Source organism: Diaphorobacter nitroreducens (assembly GCF_002214645.1).
GTDB lineage: Bacteria > Pseudomonadota > Gammaproteobacteria > Burkholderiales > Burkholderiaceae_C > Diaphorobacter > Diaphorobacter nitroreducens.
In genome coordinates this window covers 2,673,278-2,688,155 of record NZ_CP016278.1, presented here as the reverse complement: position 1 = coordinate 2,688,155, position 14,878 = coordinate 2,673,278, and the positions used below count along the sequence as shown (strand labels likewise).

16 protein-coding genes are annotated in these 14,878 nt (G+C 68.2%); 13 read left to right on the top strand and 3 right to left on the bottom strand.

What is annotated here, in order from left to right; translation table 11 throughout:
* Nucleotides 1–70 precede the first annotated feature (70 nt).
* The 12 genes from BA022_RS12560 (at nucleotide 71) to BA022_RS12505 (ending at nucleotide 12,104) form a co-directional block, all read left to right on the top strand.
* A complete protein-coding gene (locus BA022_RS12560) occupies nucleotides 71–556 on the top strand; it encodes an Lrp/AsnC family transcriptional regulator (RefSeq protein WP_011803980.1) in 486 nt (161 codons plus the stop codon).
* 180 nt (nucleotides 557–736) lie between these two features.
* Nucleotides 737–1,465 (top strand): GNAT family N-acetyltransferase, encoded by a 729-nt coding sequence (locus BA022_RS12555; RefSeq protein ID WP_041838783.1) that lies wholly within the window; start codon nucleotides 737–739, stop codon nucleotides 1,463–1,465.
* A 93-nt stretch (nucleotides 1,466–1,558) separates the two neighbouring features.
* Nucleotides 1,559–2,437, top strand: a complete 879-nt coding sequence (locus BA022_RS12550; protein WP_088887700.1) for an HlyC/CorC family transporter — start codon at nucleotides 1,559–1,561, stop codon at nucleotides 2,435–2,437.
* Nucleotides 2,437–4,035: an apolipoprotein N-acyltransferase gene (gene lnt, locus BA022_RS12545; RefSeq protein ID WP_088887699.1), complete on the top strand. Its 1,599-nt coding sequence runs from the start codon at nucleotides 2,437–2,439 to the stop codon at nucleotides 4,033–4,035. Before BA022_RS12550 ends, lnt begins: the two co-directional genes overlap by 1 nt.
* 183 nt (nucleotides 4,036–4,218) lie before the next feature.
* A complete protein-coding gene (gene fabA / locus BA022_RS12540; protein WP_012655566.1) occupies nucleotides 4,219–4,743 on the top strand; it encodes a bifunctional 3-hydroxydecanoyl-ACP dehydratase/trans-2-decenoyl-ACP isomerase in 525 nt (174 codons plus the stop codon).
* On the top strand, nucleotides 4,740–5,963 hold the full coding sequence (gene fabB, locus BA022_RS12535) for a beta-ketoacyl-ACP synthase I (RefSeq protein WP_011803985.1): 1,224 nt from the start codon (nucleotides 4,740–4,742) through the stop codon (nucleotides 5,961–5,963). The genes fabA and fabB overlap by 4 nt, the downstream gene beginning before the upstream one ends.
* Before the next feature lie 106 nt (nucleotides 5,964–6,069).
* On the top strand, nucleotides 6,070–7,023 hold the full coding sequence (glyQ, locus tag BA022_RS12530) for a glycine--tRNA ligase subunit alpha (RefSeq protein WP_011803986.1): 954 nt from the start codon (nucleotides 6,070–6,072) through the stop codon (nucleotides 7,021–7,023).
* A 30-nt stretch (nucleotides 7,024–7,053) separates the two neighbouring features.
* Nucleotides 7,054–9,216, top strand: coding sequence for a glycine--tRNA ligase subunit beta (gene glyS, locus BA022_RS12525; protein WP_088887698.1), 2,163 nt, complete (start codon nucleotides 7,054–7,056; stop codon nucleotides 9,214–9,216).
* A gap of 84 nt (nucleotides 9,217–9,300) precedes the next feature.
* Nucleotides 9,301–9,876 (top strand): D-glycero-beta-D-manno-heptose 1,7-bisphosphate 7-phosphatase, encoded by a 576-nt coding sequence (gene gmhB / locus BA022_RS12520; RefSeq protein WP_012655568.1) that lies wholly within the window; start codon nucleotides 9,301–9,303, stop codon nucleotides 9,874–9,876.
* 77 nt (nucleotides 9,877–9,953) lie between these two features.
* Nucleotides 9,954–10,703, top strand: a complete 750-nt coding sequence (locus tag BA022_RS12515; protein WP_088887697.1) for a lysophospholipid acyltransferase family protein — start codon at nucleotides 9,954–9,956, stop codon at nucleotides 10,701–10,703.
* 1 nt (nucleotide 10,704) lies between these two features.
* Nucleotides 10,705–11,625, top strand: a complete 921-nt coding sequence (locus BA022_RS12510) for a M48 family metallopeptidase (protein ID WP_088887696.1) — start codon at nucleotides 10,705–10,707, stop codon at nucleotides 11,623–11,625.
* 29 nt (nucleotides 11,626–11,654) lie between these two features.
* Complete coding sequence (locus tag BA022_RS12505; RefSeq protein ID WP_418236088.1) at nucleotides 11,655–12,104, top strand: rhodanese-like domain-containing protein; 450 nt, start codon at nucleotides 11,655–11,657, stop codon at nucleotides 12,102–12,104.
* Nucleotides 12,105–12,197: 93 nt separating this feature from the next.
* Here BA022_RS12505 and lysM read toward each other — a convergent pair whose 3' ends face one another.
* Entirely contained in the window at nucleotides 12,198–12,686 is a 489-nt protein-coding gene (gene lysM, locus BA022_RS12500; protein WP_047350082.1) for a peptidoglycan-binding protein LysM, read from the bottom strand.
* Between the two features lie 155 nt (nucleotides 12,687–12,841).
* Between lysM and BA022_RS12495 the strand changes: the two genes are divergently transcribed.
* Nucleotides 12,842–13,618, top strand: a complete 777-nt coding sequence (locus BA022_RS12495) for a type III pantothenate kinase (RefSeq protein ID WP_088887695.1) — start codon at nucleotides 12,842–12,844, stop codon at nucleotides 13,616–13,618.
* 21 nt (nucleotides 13,619–13,639) lie between these two features.
* On the opposite strand, the gene BA022_RS12490 is transcribed toward BA022_RS12495, so the two are convergent.
* Together BA022_RS12490 and BA022_RS12485 are read right to left on the bottom strand one after the other, a co-directional pair.
* Nucleotides 13,640–14,302, bottom strand: a complete 663-nt coding sequence (locus BA022_RS12490) for a TetR/AcrR family transcriptional regulator (protein ID WP_088887694.1) — start codon at nucleotides 14,300–14,302, stop codon at nucleotides 13,640–13,642.
* 92 nt (nucleotides 14,303–14,394) lie between these two features.
* A complete protein-coding gene (locus tag BA022_RS12485; RefSeq protein ID WP_088887693.1) occupies nucleotides 14,395–14,868 on the bottom strand; it encodes a phasin family protein in 474 nt (157 codons plus the stop codon).
* Between the last annotated feature and the right edge of the window lie 10 nt (nucleotides 14,869–14,878).

The window sequence follows — 14,878 nt, the reverse complement described above, 5'->3', positions numbered from 1 at the left end:
ATGTGCAGTCATTTCGCGTTAGGGAACACGCGGGTGCGTCTCGTGCGGCGCTTGCCTAGAATCCGCCGCCATGAGCGAACGCACCCCCGCCCTCGACAAGCTGGACCGTGCCATCCTGCGCCGCCTGCAGGACAACGGCCGCGAGACCTATGACGTGATCGGCGAACAGGTGGGCCTGTCGCCCAGCGCCGTGTTGCGCCGCGCCAAGCGGCTGGAGGAAGAGGGCGTGATCGACCGCTACGTGGCACTGGTACGCCCCGAGCGCGTGGGCCTGGGACTGACCGCCTACCTGAACGTGCGCCTGGAAAAGCACACCGAGAGCCACAAGCGCAACCCGATGGACCTGTTCCGCGCCAGCGTGCAGACCTGGCCTGAGGTGGTGGAGTGCGCGTCGCTCACCGGCGAGATGGACTACCTGCTGCGCGTGGTGGTGGCCGACATGGCGCACTACAGCCGCTTCATCATGGACACGCTGCTCAAGCACCCCAGCGTGCAGGACTGCAAGACCAGCTTCGTGCTGGACCGGGTCAAGGCCACTACCGCCCTGCCGGTGTAGATAAAAAAGGCACGGCAGTCGCGTGGCGGACAGAGGCAGTCCTGTATTGATAGCTGCTTGCGCTTATTGGATAAGGGCTAGAGGCCGTTTTTCCCTTGGTCCTGATTTCCCCTACTTTTTTGTTGCATTGCAGCATATGCGCCCCAGATTCCTAGGGAAAACCCTAAAATCGGCCGCATCATGCTTTCAACCAAAGACTGGCTTCGCGCTTCCTGGAACGCAGGGCGACAAATGCTGCGCCCCACCGCCGGGGGACGCTTCCACCGAGGTTTTGCCATGAACACTGTGATGGTGCCCATCCGTTCGCTCGGCCCGCAGCACCGCGAGCGCATTGCCGCCCACCTGCTGCGCCTGGAGCCGCGCGACCGCTACCTGCGCTTTGGCTACGCCGCCAACGACGACCAGGTGCGCCGCTACGCCGAGTTGCTGGACTTCTCGCGCGACGAGGTGTTCGGCATCTTCAACCGCCGCCTGGAGTTGATCGCCATGGCCCATGTGGCGTTTGCGCCATCGGGCGAGTACGAAAGCTGCGCCGAGTTCGGCGTCTCGGTCTCGGCCACGGCGCGCGGGCGCGGCTACGGCGCGCGGCTGTTCGAGCGCGCGGTGATGCTGGCGCGCAACCGCGGCGTGAGCATGATGTTCATCCACGCGCTCACCGAGAACACGGCCATGCTCAAGATCGCGCGCAATGCCGGCGCCACGGTGCGCCGCGACGGATCCGAGTCCGAGGCGTACTTGCAGCTGCCGCCCGCGCGCTTCGACACGCGCGTGTCCGAGATCATGGCCGAGCATTTCGGCGAAGTGGACTACCAGCTCAAGAAGCAGGCGCGGCAGTTCTGGCGCTTCCTGGCCGACCTGCAGGAAATCCGCCAGGGCGTGCGCGACGGCCGCCACCAGGCCGCCGAGTAGGCAGGCGCGCCCCCGGCGTGCCCCGCGGGTGCGCGGGGCGATCCGCTATCCTTGGGGGCTGATCCACTCCCTGCACAACCTGCACCCGTTCCCGTGTCCGACCCCCACCCTGCGCGCGCCCCCGACAAGGAGGACAAGCGCACGTTCCTGCAGCGCCTCGTCGAGTTCATCAACCCCGGGCCGGACTCGACGGCCGAGCTCATCGCCACGCTGGCCGAGGCCGAGGACAACGACGTCATCAACGCCGATGCGCGGGTGATGCTGGAGCGCGTGCTGCGCATGGCCGAGATGACCGCGGGCGACGTGCTGGTGCCCGCGCCACGCATGGACATGCTGGACATCGACGCGCCGGTGGATGAGCTCATGCACCAGGTGCTGCACACCGCGCACTCGCGCTTTCCGGTGTACCAGGGCGAGCGCGACAACATCATCGGCATCCTGCTGGCCAAGGATCTGCTCAAGCTCTGGCGCTCGCCGGGGCTGAACGTGCGCACGCTGGTGCGCCCGGCGCTGTTCGTGCCCGAGAGCAAGGGCCTGCATGACCTGGGGCGTGAGTTTCGCAACACGCGCAACCACATGGCCATCGCCATCGACGAGTTCGGCCGCATCGCCGGTCTGGTGACGTTCGAGGACGTGATCGAGCAGATCGTGGGCGAGATCGAGGACGAGTTCGATATCCCCGAGGACGAGGGCGACATCTTCGGCCTGGCCGACCGCACCTTCCGCGTGAGCGGCGACACGCCCGTGGAGCGCGTGGCCGAGGCCTTCGGCGTGGCGCTGCAGGGCAGCGACCCCGATGAGAGCTTTGACACCATCGGCGGCCTGATCGCGCATGAGCTGGGCCGCATGCCGCGCAAGGGAGAGTCCGTGGTGCTCGGCGGCCTGCAGTTTGTGGTGATGCACACCAAGGGCGGGTCGGTGCGCTGGTTCAAGGTCGCACCGGCGGCGGGCACGCCCGAGTCCGAACGCTGATGGCCGTCGCACCGCCCCTGGCCGCGCACGCACCGCGCCGCGGCCCGTTGCCCTGGGTGCTGGCACTGGTGGCCGGGCTGGCGCAGGCCGCATCGCTGGCCTGGCCCTGGGGCGGACAGCCGCTGTGGTGGTTGCAGATCCTGTCGCTGGCCTTGTGGGCGCATGTGCTGCTGGGCGCCGGCGGTACACGCCGGGCCGGCCTGCTGGGCTGGGTGTTCGCCACGGCGTGGCTCACGGGCACGTTCTGGTGGCTGTTCATCTCCATGCACACGTATGGGGGACTGGCCGCGCCGCTGGCCGTGCTGGCGGTGCTGGGGCTGGCGGCGTTCCTCGGCAGTTATTACGCAGCGGTTTCTGCATGTTTTTGGACTCTAGCGCCCGTCCATAGAGCGCTGGCAGCTATCGTTTTTGCTGCGCTGTGGTTGTTGGCGGAATTGGCACGCGGCCAATGGTGGACCGGCTTTCCGTGGGGCGCAGGCGGCTACGCGCATGTGCAGGGGCCCCTGGCCGCGCTGGCGCGCAGCGTGGGCGTGTACGGCATCGGTGCCGCGGCGGCGCTCTTGGCCATGTTGCTGGCGCAGGCGCGCCGCGCCGACCTGCGCAACGCACGTGCCTGGGCGCTGGTCCTCGCGCTCACGGCCGTGGGGGCAGGGGCCGCTTGGCAGCGCCACTGCGCCGTGGAGGGCTGCGGTGCCCCGCCGCCCGTGCATGCGCCGCTGTCACTGGCGCTGCTGCAGGGCAACATCCCGCAGGACGAGAAGTTCCAGCCCGGCAGCGGCGTGCCGATGGCGCTGCAGTGGTATTACGACCAGATCCACGCGGCCAAGGCCAGCCTGGTGGTGGCGCCCGAGACGGCCATCCCCCTGCTGCCGCAGCAGCTGGTGCCCGGCTATTTGGAGGGCATGGCCGAGCGCTATGCCGCAGGCGGCCAGGCGCTGCTGCTGGGCATCCCGCTGGGCAGCTTGGAAGAGGGCTATACCAACTCGGTGCTGGGCTTTGCGCCCGAGCAGCCGCAGCCCTACCGCTACGACAAGCACCACCTGGTGCCGTTCGGCGAGTTCATCCCGCCGTTCTTCCGCTGGTTCACCGAGATGATGAACATCCCCCTGGGCGACTTCAACCGCGGCGCGGTGGGTCAGCCGTCGCTGGCGTGGGCCGGCGAGCGCATAGCGCCCAATATCTGCTACGAAGACTTGTTCGGCGAGGAGATCGGCGTGCGCTTTCTCGACCCGGCGAGCAGCCCCACCATCCTCGTGAACCTGAGCAACATCGGCTGGTTCGGCAACACCGTGGCGGTGGACCAGCACTTAGCCATCAGCCGTCTGCGCGCGCTGGAGTTCGAGCGTCCCATGGTGCGTGCCACCAACACCGGCGCCACGGCGGTGATCGACCACCGCGGGCAGGTCACGCACCGCATGCCGGCTTATCAGCGCGGCGTGCTGCGCGCCCAGGTGCAGGGGCGTGGTGGCGCCGCCACGCCGTACGCCCGGTGGGTGGCGCGCTGGGGGCTTTGGCCCCTGTGGGCGCTCGGGTTTGCAGTGGCGGGGCTGGCCTGGTGCCTGCGCGGGCGCACAGGGCGGGCGCGGGCTGGAAATTGATCCAGATCATCCCGGCGCGGTAGCCAGCGGGCTTTCCCGGGGCACGGTTACAGGCCAGAGCGCGCGCGAGCCTGGATAATAGAGGGCCTTCGCCGCCCGTGGCCGCGGGCCGCGCGCTGATTTTTTTGCATCAACGACAACCACCTACCGCGACGGCACGGGCCGTCTGGAGCACGATTGACAATGGCTGATTCCTTCTCGTACGAACAACTCATCGCCTCGGGCGAGGGCCGGTTGTTCGGTCCGGACAGCGGGCGCCTGCCCCTGCCCCCCATGCTGATGTTCGATCGCATCACGCACATCGACACCGACGGCGGCGCGCATGGCCTGGGAAAGATCGTGGCCGAACTCGACGTCAAGCCCGACCTGTGGTTCTTCGCCTGCCATTTCCAGGGTGACCCGGTCATGCCCGGCTGCCTGGGGTTGGATGCCATGTGGCAGCTCATCGGCTTCTATCTCACCTGGCTGCGCCTGCCGGGCCGTGGCCGCGCGCTGGGCGCGGGCGAGGTCAAGTTCACCGGCGAGGTGGGCCCGGACGTGAAGCTCGTGACCTACGAAATCGACATCAAGCGCGTCATCAAGCGCAAACTCAACATGGCCATCGGCGATGCACGCCTGCTGGCCGACGGCAAGGAAATCTACGTGGCCAACGACCTGCGCGTGGGTCTGTTCCTGCGCGAAGGCGACGCACAGGGAAGCGCAGCATGACCAAGAAACGGGTGGTGATCACGGGCGCGGGCATCGTCTCGTGCATCGGCAACGATCTGCAGACCGTGGAGGAGGCTCTGCGCGCCAGCCGCTCCGGCATCAAGGCCGTGCCCCAGTTCACCGAGCTGGGCCTGCGCAGCCAGGTGGCGGGCGTGCCTGAGATCGACGTCGAGGCGCGCATCGACCGCAAGCAGCTGCGCTTCATGGGCGACGCCGCGGCCTATGCGCAGATTGCCCTGGAAGACGCCATCCAGCAGGCCGGCCTCACCCCCGAACAGGTCAGCCACCCGCGCACCGGCCTCATCATGGGCTCGGGCGGCGGCTCTCCCGCCAACCAGATCGAGGCGGCCGACACGCTGCGCGAAAAGGGCATCCGCCGCGTAGGACCCTACCAGGTCACGCGCTGCATGAGCTCCACCGTCTCGGCGTGCCTTGCGACCAACTTCAAGGTCAAGGGCATCAACTATTCCATTACCTCGGCCTGCTCCACGTCGGCGCACTGCATCGGCGCCGCTGCGCAGCAGATCGCCTGGGGCCTGCAGGACGTGATGTTCGCCGGCGGCGGCGAAGAGCTGTCCTGGGGCATGTCGCTGCTGTTCGACGGCATGGGCGCCATGTCCAGCAAGTACAACGCCACGCCCGAGAAGGCCTCGCGCGCCTATGACGCCAACCGCGACGGCTTCGTGATCGCCGGCGGCGGCGGTGCCGTGGTGCTAGAAAGCCTGGAGCATGCACTGGCACGCGGCGCCACCATCCTGGGTGAGGTCGTGGGCTTTGGCGCCACGAGCGACGGCGAAGATATGGTGGCCCCGTCGGGCGACGGCGCCATCGCCTGCATGCAGCAGGCCATGGAAGGCCTGGGCGCGCCCATCGACTACATCAACACCCACGGCACCTCCACGCCTGTGGGCGACATGCAGGAAGTGCGTGCCATGCAGGCGGTGTTCGGCGAGGCCGTGCCGCCGTTCTCCAGCACCAAGTCGCTCACCGGCCATTCGCTGGGCGCCACCGGCGTGCAGGAAGCGATCTACTGCCTGATCATGCTGAACAAGGGCTTCATCGCCGGTTCGGCCAACGTGGAGACACCCGACCCGCTGCTGGGCTCCATGCCGCTGGTGACCCAGACGCGCGACGCGCAGTTGACCCACGTGCTGTCCAACAGCTTCGGCTTTGGCGGCACCAACGCCAGCTTGGTGCTGCGCCGCTGGCAAGGCCAGTGACGGCCTCGGGCCAGGTACGACGGGGGCTGCGGCCCCCGTTTTGCTTGGACGCCTAAAATTGCCGGTTCGCGCGTGCGAGCGCGCCCGCTCTCTCAGACACACAGCCATGCTGACATTCCAACAAATCATCCTCAAACTGCAGTCCTACTGGGCCGACCAGGGTTGCGCACTCTTGCAGCCCTATGACATGGAAGTGGGCGCCGGTACGTCGCATACAGCTACGTTTTTGAGAGCTCTGGGCCCGGAGCCCTGGAAGGCCGCCTACGTGCAGCCCAGCCGCCGCCCCAAGGACGGCCGCTATGGCGAGAACCCCAACCGCCTGCAGCATTACTACCAGTACCAAGTGGTGCTCAAGCCCGCGCCCGACAACATCCTGGAGCTGTACCTGGGCTCGCTCGAAGCCCTGGGCTTTGACCTCAAGAAGAACGACATCCGCTTCGTCGAGGACGACTGGGAGAACCCCACGCTGGGCGCCTGGGGTCTGGGCTGGGAGGTGTGGCTCAACGGGATGGAGGTGACGCAGTTCACCTATTTCCAGCAGGTCGGCGGCATCGACTGCAAGCCCGCCACGGGCGAGATCACCTACGGCCTGGAGCGCCTGGCCATGTACCTGCAGGGCGTGGACAACGTCTACAACCTGACCTGGACCGAGGGCCCGAATGGCGCGAAATTGACCTATGGCGACGTGTACCACCAGAACGAGGTGGAGCAGTCCACCTACAACTTCGAGCATTCCGACGCCGAGTTCCTCTTCACCGCCTTCGGCGCCCATGAAAAGCAGGCCAACCACCTGATGGGCGAGCAGCTCGCGCTGCCGGCCTACGAGCAGGTGCTCAAGGCGGCGCACACGTTCAACCTGCTGGATGCGCGCGGGGCGATCTCCGTGACCGAGCGCGCCGCCTACATCGGCCGCATCCGCAACCTGGCGCGCGCCGTGGCCAAGGCCTACCTGGACAGCCGTGCGCGCCTGGGCTTCCCCATGGCGCCCAAGGCGCATGCCGACGAAGTGCTGGCCGAACTGGCCAAGGCCGCGGAACAACAGAACAAGAAGGCCGCCTGAGCGCACGCGTCGCGCAGCGAGAAACACACCATGAATCACCAGAATCTTCTTGTCGAACTGTTTGTCGAAGAACTGCCCCCCAAGGCCCTGCAAAAGCTCGGCGATGCCTTCGCGGGCGTGCTGCTGGAGCAATTGCAGGCGCAAGGCCTGACCTCGGCACACTCGCAGCTCACCGCCTTTGCCTCGCCGCGCCGGCTGGCAGCGCACATCACCGAAGTGCTGCCCGCCGCGGCCGACAAGGCGGTGTCGCAAAAGCTCATGCCCGTGGCCGTGGGTCTGGATGCGAGCGGCCAGCCCACGCCGGCGCTGCTCAAGAAGCTGACCGCGCTGGGCGCCGACGCCGCCAGCGTGCCGCAGCTCAAGCGCGTGCACGACGGCAAGGCCGAGGTGCTGTTCTTTGAAAGCATGGCCAAGGGCGCGCTGCTGGCCGACGGCCTGCAGAAGGCGCTGGACGAAGCCATTGCCAAGCTGCCGATCCCGAAGGTGATGCGCTACCAGCTGCAGGACGGCTGGACCAGCGTGCATTTCGTGCGCCCGGCGCACGGCCTGGTGGCGCTGCATGGCAGCGAGGTGCTGGTGGGCGTGCAGGCCCTGGGCCTGACGGCCGGCAACACCACGCACGGCCACCGCTTCGAGGCCTCCGTGGACCCGGTCGTGATCCAGAGCGCCGACAGCTACGCCGAGCAACTGCGCAGCGAAGGCGCGGTGATTGCTAGCTTTGCCGAGCGCCGCGCCGAGATCGCGCGCCAGTTGCAGGCGGCCGCCGACCGTGTAGGCGGTGGCATGCAGCCGATCGAAGACGCCGCCCTGCTGGACGAGGTGACGGCGCTGGTCGAGCGCCCCAACGTGCTGGTCTGCGAATTCGAGAAGGAGTTCCTCGCCGTGCCGCAGGAGTGCCTGATTCTCACCATGAAGGCCAACCAGAAGTACTTCCCGCTGCTGGATGCCGAGGGCAAGCTCACCCACCAGTTCCTGGTGGTGAGCAACATCAGCCCGCAGGACGCCAGCGCCGTCATCCAGGGCAACGAGCGCGTGGTGCGCCCGCGCCTGGCGGACGCCAAGTTCTTCTTCGACCAGGACCGCAAGAAGACCCTGGTCAGCCGCGTGGACCAGCTGGCCAAGGTGGTCTACCACAACAAGCTGGGCACGCAGGGCGAACGCGTGGAGCGCGTGCGCCATATCGCCAAGGCCATCGCCACGCAGCTGTTCACGGCGCTTGCGCAAGGCAACGCGGCGCTGGACTCTCAGGAAGGCGAGATCGCCCAGGACTATCTGCTGACCTGCGTGGACAACGCCGCGCTGCTGGCCAAGACCGACCTGGTCACCGACATGGTGGGCGAGTTCCCCGAGCTGCAGGGCATCATGGGCGGCTACTACGCGGTGAGCGACGGCCTTCCCGACGAGGTGGCGCACGCCATCGAGGACCATTACAAGCCCCGCTTTGCCGGCGACGCGCTGCCGCGCGAGAACGTGGGCGTGGTCGTCGCGCTGGCCGACAAGCTGGAGACGCTGGTGGGCATGTTCGGCATCGGCAACCTGCCCACGGGCGACCGCGACCCGTTTGCGCTGCGCCGCCATGCGCTGGGCGTGATCCGCATGCTGGTCGAGAAGGAGCTGCCGCTGGATCTGGATGCGCTGCTGGCCAGCGCGGTGCCGGCTTTCGGCGACAAGATCGAGGACACCAGCGCCCAGTTGGCCGACTTCATCTACGACCGCCTGGCTGGCTCCCTGCGCGAGCAGGGCTACAGCGCCCAGGAGGTGGACGCCGTGATTGCCCTGCGTCCGCAGCGCCTGGCGCTGGTGCCCCGGCAGATCGAGGCCGTGCGTGCATTCGCCACGCTGGAGCAGGCGCCCGCGCTGGCCGCGGCCAACAAGCGCGTGACCAACATCCTCAAGAAGGCCGGCGAAGTGGATCCGCACGTGAATGAGGAACTGCTGCAAGAGCCCGCCGAGAAGGACCTGTACGCCGCGCTGCAGCGCTTCGTGCCCGAGGCCAACGCCCAGTTCGACAGCGGCGACTACACCGCCAGCCTGCAAACCCTGGCCGTGCTGCGCGCGCCCGTGGACGCGTTCTTCGACGACGTGATGGTCAATGCCGAGGAGCTGGCGTTGCGCCTGAACCGCCAGGGCCTGCTCAAGAAGCTGCACATGGCGATGAACCGCGTGGCCGACCTCTCGCGCCTGGCGGTGTGACCGTGCGCGGCTGTGGGGCCTGGACCGTTACGCCGGTGACGGCGGACGCGGGCGGCGCGGCAGCGTTGCTTTGATAATCGCGCCATGAAACTCGCCATCCTGGACCGAGACGGAACGCTCAACGCGCTGGGCGATGGCTTCATCGCCTCGCCCGACGAATGGGTGCCGGTACCTGGCGCGCTGGAGGCCGTGGCACGGCTGAACCACGCGGGCTGGCATGTGGTGGTGGCCACCAACCAGCCGGGCCTGGGCCGCGGCCTCTTCGATGCGCAGACCCTGGTGGCCATCCACGCGAAGATGCACCGGCAGCTGGCCACGCTGGGTGGGCGCATCGACGCGGTGTTCTACTGCCCCCACACCGAGAGCGAGCAATGCCACTGCCGCAAGCCCGCTCCGGGCCTGATGGAGCAGATCCGCGATCGCTACGGCGCGGAGGGGCAGGAGATTCTGGTGGCGGGCAGCAGTGCGGCCCACCTGCAGGCGGCGAGCGAGCTGGGCGCGCAACTGCACATGGTCTGCACCGGTCGCTCGGCCCACCTGGACCCGCGCCAGAGCCTGCCGCCCGGCTGGCCCGCCGGCACGCGCGCCCATGCCAGCCTGGGCGCGCTGGCGGATTTCATCGCCCCGCAGAACGGCGCCAGCCTGCCCGTGGCCCTGTGATGCGAAGACTATTGAATTGATAGCTGCTGGCGCTTACTGCATGGGCGCTAGAGGCTAAAAACACTGAAAACTGCTTCATGGCACTGATCCGCTCCATTCTTCATTTGCTGGTGATGGTCGTCACCGTAGTCCCCTACACCCTGGGCATCCTGCTGGTGCGTGTGCTGGGCGGCAGCCCGGCGGCGCGCTACCGCGTGGCGCGTGCCTGGCTGAAGCTGTGCATCGACTCGGCGCGCTGGCTGCTGGGCATCCGCACGCAGATCACCGGCATGGAGCACCTGCCCCAGGGCGAGCAGCAGGGCGCGGTGCTGCTGGTCAAGCACCAGTCCACCTACGAGACCTTCCTGATGCCGGCGATCATGCCGCACCCGCTGGCCTACGTGTTCAAGAAGGAACTGCTTTCCGTGCCGTTCTTCGGCTGGTCCATCGGCAGCCTGGACATGATCCACATCGACCGTGGCCAGCGCGCCCGCGCCTTTGCCAAGGTGCTGCAGCAGGGCCGCCGCCTGCTGTCCAAGGGCACCTGGGTCATCATGTTTCCTGAGGGCACGCGCACGGAACGCGGCGCCAAGGGCGACTACAAGAGCGGCGGCACGCGCCTGGCCATCGACGCCGGCGTGCCCGTGGTGCCGATCGCCGTGACCTCGGCCACGGTCTGGCCGCGCAAGGCCTTCATCAAGCGCCCGGGGGTGGTGCACGTGTCCGTCGGCCGGCCCATCCCCACCGAGGGGCGCAAGCCTGACGAGCTGATGCGCGAGGTCGAGGCCTGGATCGAGGGCGAGATGCGCCGCCTGGACCCCGACGCCTACCCCCCCGCTGCCGGCTGACATGCAGCGGTTGGTGCAGCTGGCGCTGGACTTCCTGGGCGGCGGGAGCAGCCCGGATTCCGGGGTGCCACAGCCGAAACGGGCGATAGCGCCCGTCCAGCAAGCGCCAGAGGCTCCTTTATTAGTAGCGCCAGCGCCACCGCTGGGCGATCTGCTCACGCCCGCCGTGTTCCGCCACCCGGCGGCCAGCCGCGAGGTGCTGCTGGGCGACGCGGTGGTGGCCTATGCGCTGCAGCGTGCGCGCCGGCGCTCCATCGGCTTCACCGTGGGGCCCGAAGGCCTGTCCGTGCGCGCGCCCTCCTGGGTCACGCTGGCGGGCGTGGATGCCGCGCTGCGCGACAAGGCGCCGTGGATCCTGCGCAAGCTTGGCGAGCAGCAGGCGCGCCGCCAGCAGGAAGAGCGCGCGCGCATCGTCTGGGGCGACGGCGCCGTGCTGCCCTACCTGGGTGAGCCGCTCACCGTGGTGCTGGACCCTACGCACGGCTTCGCCGCGCGCGGTGGAGCGCTCGAGGAGCAGGGCGGCGCAACCGGTCGCGCGCTGCGCATCGCCCTGGCGCGCAGCGCCGCGCCCGCCCAGGTGCGCGACGCCGTGCAGGCCTGGCTGATGCGCGATGCGCGCCGCTGCTTCACCGAGCGGCTGCACCACTTCGCGCCGCTGCTGGATGTGCGCTGGACGCGGCTGCGCCTGTCCAGCGCCAACACCCGCTGGGGCAGCGCGCGGGCCGATGGCTCCATCCGGCTGAACTGGCGGCTCATGCACTACCGCCCGGCCATCATCGACTACGTGGTCGCGCACGAGCTGTCGCACCTGCGCGTGATGGACCACAGCCCGCGCTTCTGGGATACCGTGGCCACCGTGGTGCCCGACTACGCCGCGCTGCGTCGCAGCCTGCGCGAGCAGCCCGCGCCGCCCTGGGACTGATGGGCGCGCGGCGGCCATGGTCTGCCAGAATGGCCACCATGAACACGCCCACGCCCGACCTCCACGCTTCTGAGCAACCCCTGCCCGCCGAGGGCTACGCCGGCGACGTGAGCCCGCCGCTGGCGTGGCAATGGGTGCGCGCCGGCCAGGCGGTGCTGGTGGACGTGCGCACCGATGCCGAGCGCGACTGGGTGGGCTTCGTGCCCGGCGCCGTGGCCGCGGCCTGGAAGCAATGGCCCGGCATGCAGCCCAATGCCGATTTCGACGCACAGCTGCGCGCGGCAGTGCCGCCCGGCGGCACGGCGGTGCTGTTGTGCCGCAGCGGCGTGCGCTCTGTGGCCGCGGCGCGGCGCGCGACCGAGCTGGGCATCACGGCCTACAACATCCTGGAAGGCTTCGAGGGCGAGCCGGACGAAAACGGCCAGCGCAACCGGCGCAGCGGCTGGCGCTTTCGCGGCCTGCCGTGGCGGCAGGGCTGAGCGGGTTGTTGCAGTTTTTTGCTATCAAAAAAATAGCTTCCAGCGCTTGATGTGCAAGCGCTGGCAGCCGTTTTGGCTTGAGATTGCCGGGGCTTACTTGGCCAGCGGTGGAATGCGAAGCTTCTGGCCGGGGTAGATCTTGTCGGGGTGGGTCAGCATGGGCTTGTTGGCCTCGAAGATCACCGGGTACTTGTTGGCGTCGCCATAGAACTTCTTGGCGATGGCGCTCAGCGTGTCGCCGCGCACCACGTCGTGGTACTGCGCTTCGGGCTCGGGGTTGGTCACGCTCATCTGGTTGTCCACGCTGGTTACGCTGGCCACGTTGCCGCAGCACAGGGTGACCTTTTCCTTGGCCGCCTGCGTAGGTGCGGTGCCCTTCACCGTCACCTTGCCCTCGGGGCCTTCGAAGTGGACCTGCACGTCGCTCACGCCCAGGTTCTGCGACGCGATGTAGGCCTCGATCGCCTTGCCCGCCTTGTCGTTGAGCTCGGCCTGCGTGGGCGCGGCGGCTGTGGAAGCCTGCGCGTCCTTGCCGCCAAACAGCTTCTCGCCGGCTTCCTTGATGAAACTGAAAAGACCCATGGCTTTCTCTCCTTCTTGGGGGTTGCAGAACGGTCGGGACCACTATAGCCGTACTGTCCGGCACCGCCATGTCGGAAAAACGCCCGCGCCGGCGGCAGCGCGTGCATTTGCGGCGCTCTGCGGGAGGCAAAGGCAAAAAACGGATAATCCGTGCCATGACTTTCCTGGCCATCGACGTGGGCAACACCCGTCTCAAGTGGGCGTTGTTCGACGCAGCGCAGCCTGGTGCCGGCCTGCTGGCCCATGGCGCTGAATTCCTGGACCATATCGAACGTCTGGCCGAGGGCCCGTGGTCCCACCTGCCTGCGCCCCGGCATATGCTGGGTTGCGTGGTGGCGGGCGACGCGGTCAAGCGCCGCGTGGCCGAGCAGATGGAGCTGTGGGACGTGCCCGCGCGCTGGGTGGTGCCGTCGGCGCAGGAAGCCGGCGTCATCAACGGCTACGACCATCCCACCCGCCTGGGCGCGGACCGCTGGGTGGCCATGATCGGTGCGCGCCACCGCCTGCTGGCCCAGGGGCCCGCGCGGCCGCTGATCGTGGTGATGGTGGGCACCGCCGTGACGGTGGAGGCCCTGGACGCGGAGGGGCGCTTCCTGGGCGGCCTGATCCTGCCCGGCCACGGCATCATGCTGCGCGCGCTGGAGTCCGGCACCGCGGGGCTGCACGTGCCCACGGGCGAGGTGCGCCTGTTCCCATCCAACACCAGCGATGCGCTGACCAGCGGCGGCACCTATGCCATTGCCGGTGCGGTGGAGCGCATGTACCAGCACCTGCGGCAGCACTGCGGGCAGGAACCCGCCTGCATGATGACCGGTGGCGCGGGCTGGAAGATGGCACCAAGCATGACGCGCCCGTTCGAGTTGGTGGAAAACCTGATCTTTGACGGCCTGCTGGAGATCGCGGCGCGCCGGTTTGCCGAGCTGCCGGTCTGACAAGGCCCGCCAGCGCGGGTGTTAAGCGGCCTGGTCGTAGGCCCCGACCAGCCGCGCCAGGTGCGCACGCTGGGTGGGCTCCAGGTAGGGCATGAGCAGCCCCAGCACATGCCGCGCGCCGTGCAGCAGCGCAGCCTGCGCGCTCTCGGGTTCCAGCGCCTGGCGCGGGGCGCGCACATACTCGAAGCTGAGCCAGTAGGTCAGCACCACCACCATGCTGGTCGCGGTAGGCTGCATGGCGTCCGCCGGTTCCATCTGCAAGGCGCCACGGCGCCGCAGTGCCTGCAGCAGATCGTGCATGGCGGCGGTCTTGGCTTGTAGCAGCACGGGGAATTGCTCTTCCAGCCGGCGGTTGCACGACAGCAGGTTGTTCAGGTCGCGGTAGAAGAAGCGGTACTGCCAGATCAACTCGAACAGTGTGTGCATGAAGAACCACGCGTCCTCCACGTCCTGCACGTCCGCACCCGCGTGCAGTAGACCGCTCAGCGCCTCGTCGTAGCGCGCGAAGAGCGCGTTGACGATCTCGTCCTTGGCAGGGTAGTGGTAATAGAGGTTGCCTGCGCTGATGCGCAGGTCCGCGGCGATGGCCGTGGTGGAGACGTTGGGCTCGCCAAAGCGGTTGAACAGCGCCAGGCTGGACTCCAGGATGCGCTCGGCGGTGCGGCGGGGAGCTTTCTTCGCCATGGGCTGTCTCCTCCCATCGGGGGCGTTGTCGTGCTCCGGAAATCTACTCCAGTCGCCCGCGGGTGCACAGCCGGGTTGATGCGGAGGGTCGTTCAACCCTCGTGGGTGGATGGGCGCGACGGCGGCGGCGCGGTTGTCACGCCATCGCGGTCGGCTTGGCGCTCCTGCAACGCTTGCAATTCCTGCGTGAGGGCATCGATGCGCTCGTGCAGGGCCTGCACTTCCTGCGCGGTGGGTACGCCGAGGCGCTGCAGGGCTTTGGACACGCGCTCCTCGAAGATGCCCTCCAGCCGGTCCCACTGGCCGGCGGCGCGCTCGCCCAGTCCCGAGGCCATCTGCCCCATGCGCTGCGCGGCCTCGCCCCAATGCTCCTGGGCGGTGTCCTGGGTTTTGCGCTGCAGTGCCATGCCCTCGCGCACCAGGGCCTCAAAGACCTTGCCCCCCTCGGCCTGGGCCTTGGCAAAGGCGCCCAGGCCAGCCAGCCAGATTTGCTGTGCGGACTCCCGGGCCATGCGAGGGAATTCGCGCGCGGGGTTGATGTCGTCGTCGGGAGGAACGTGGGGCATAGGAGACTCC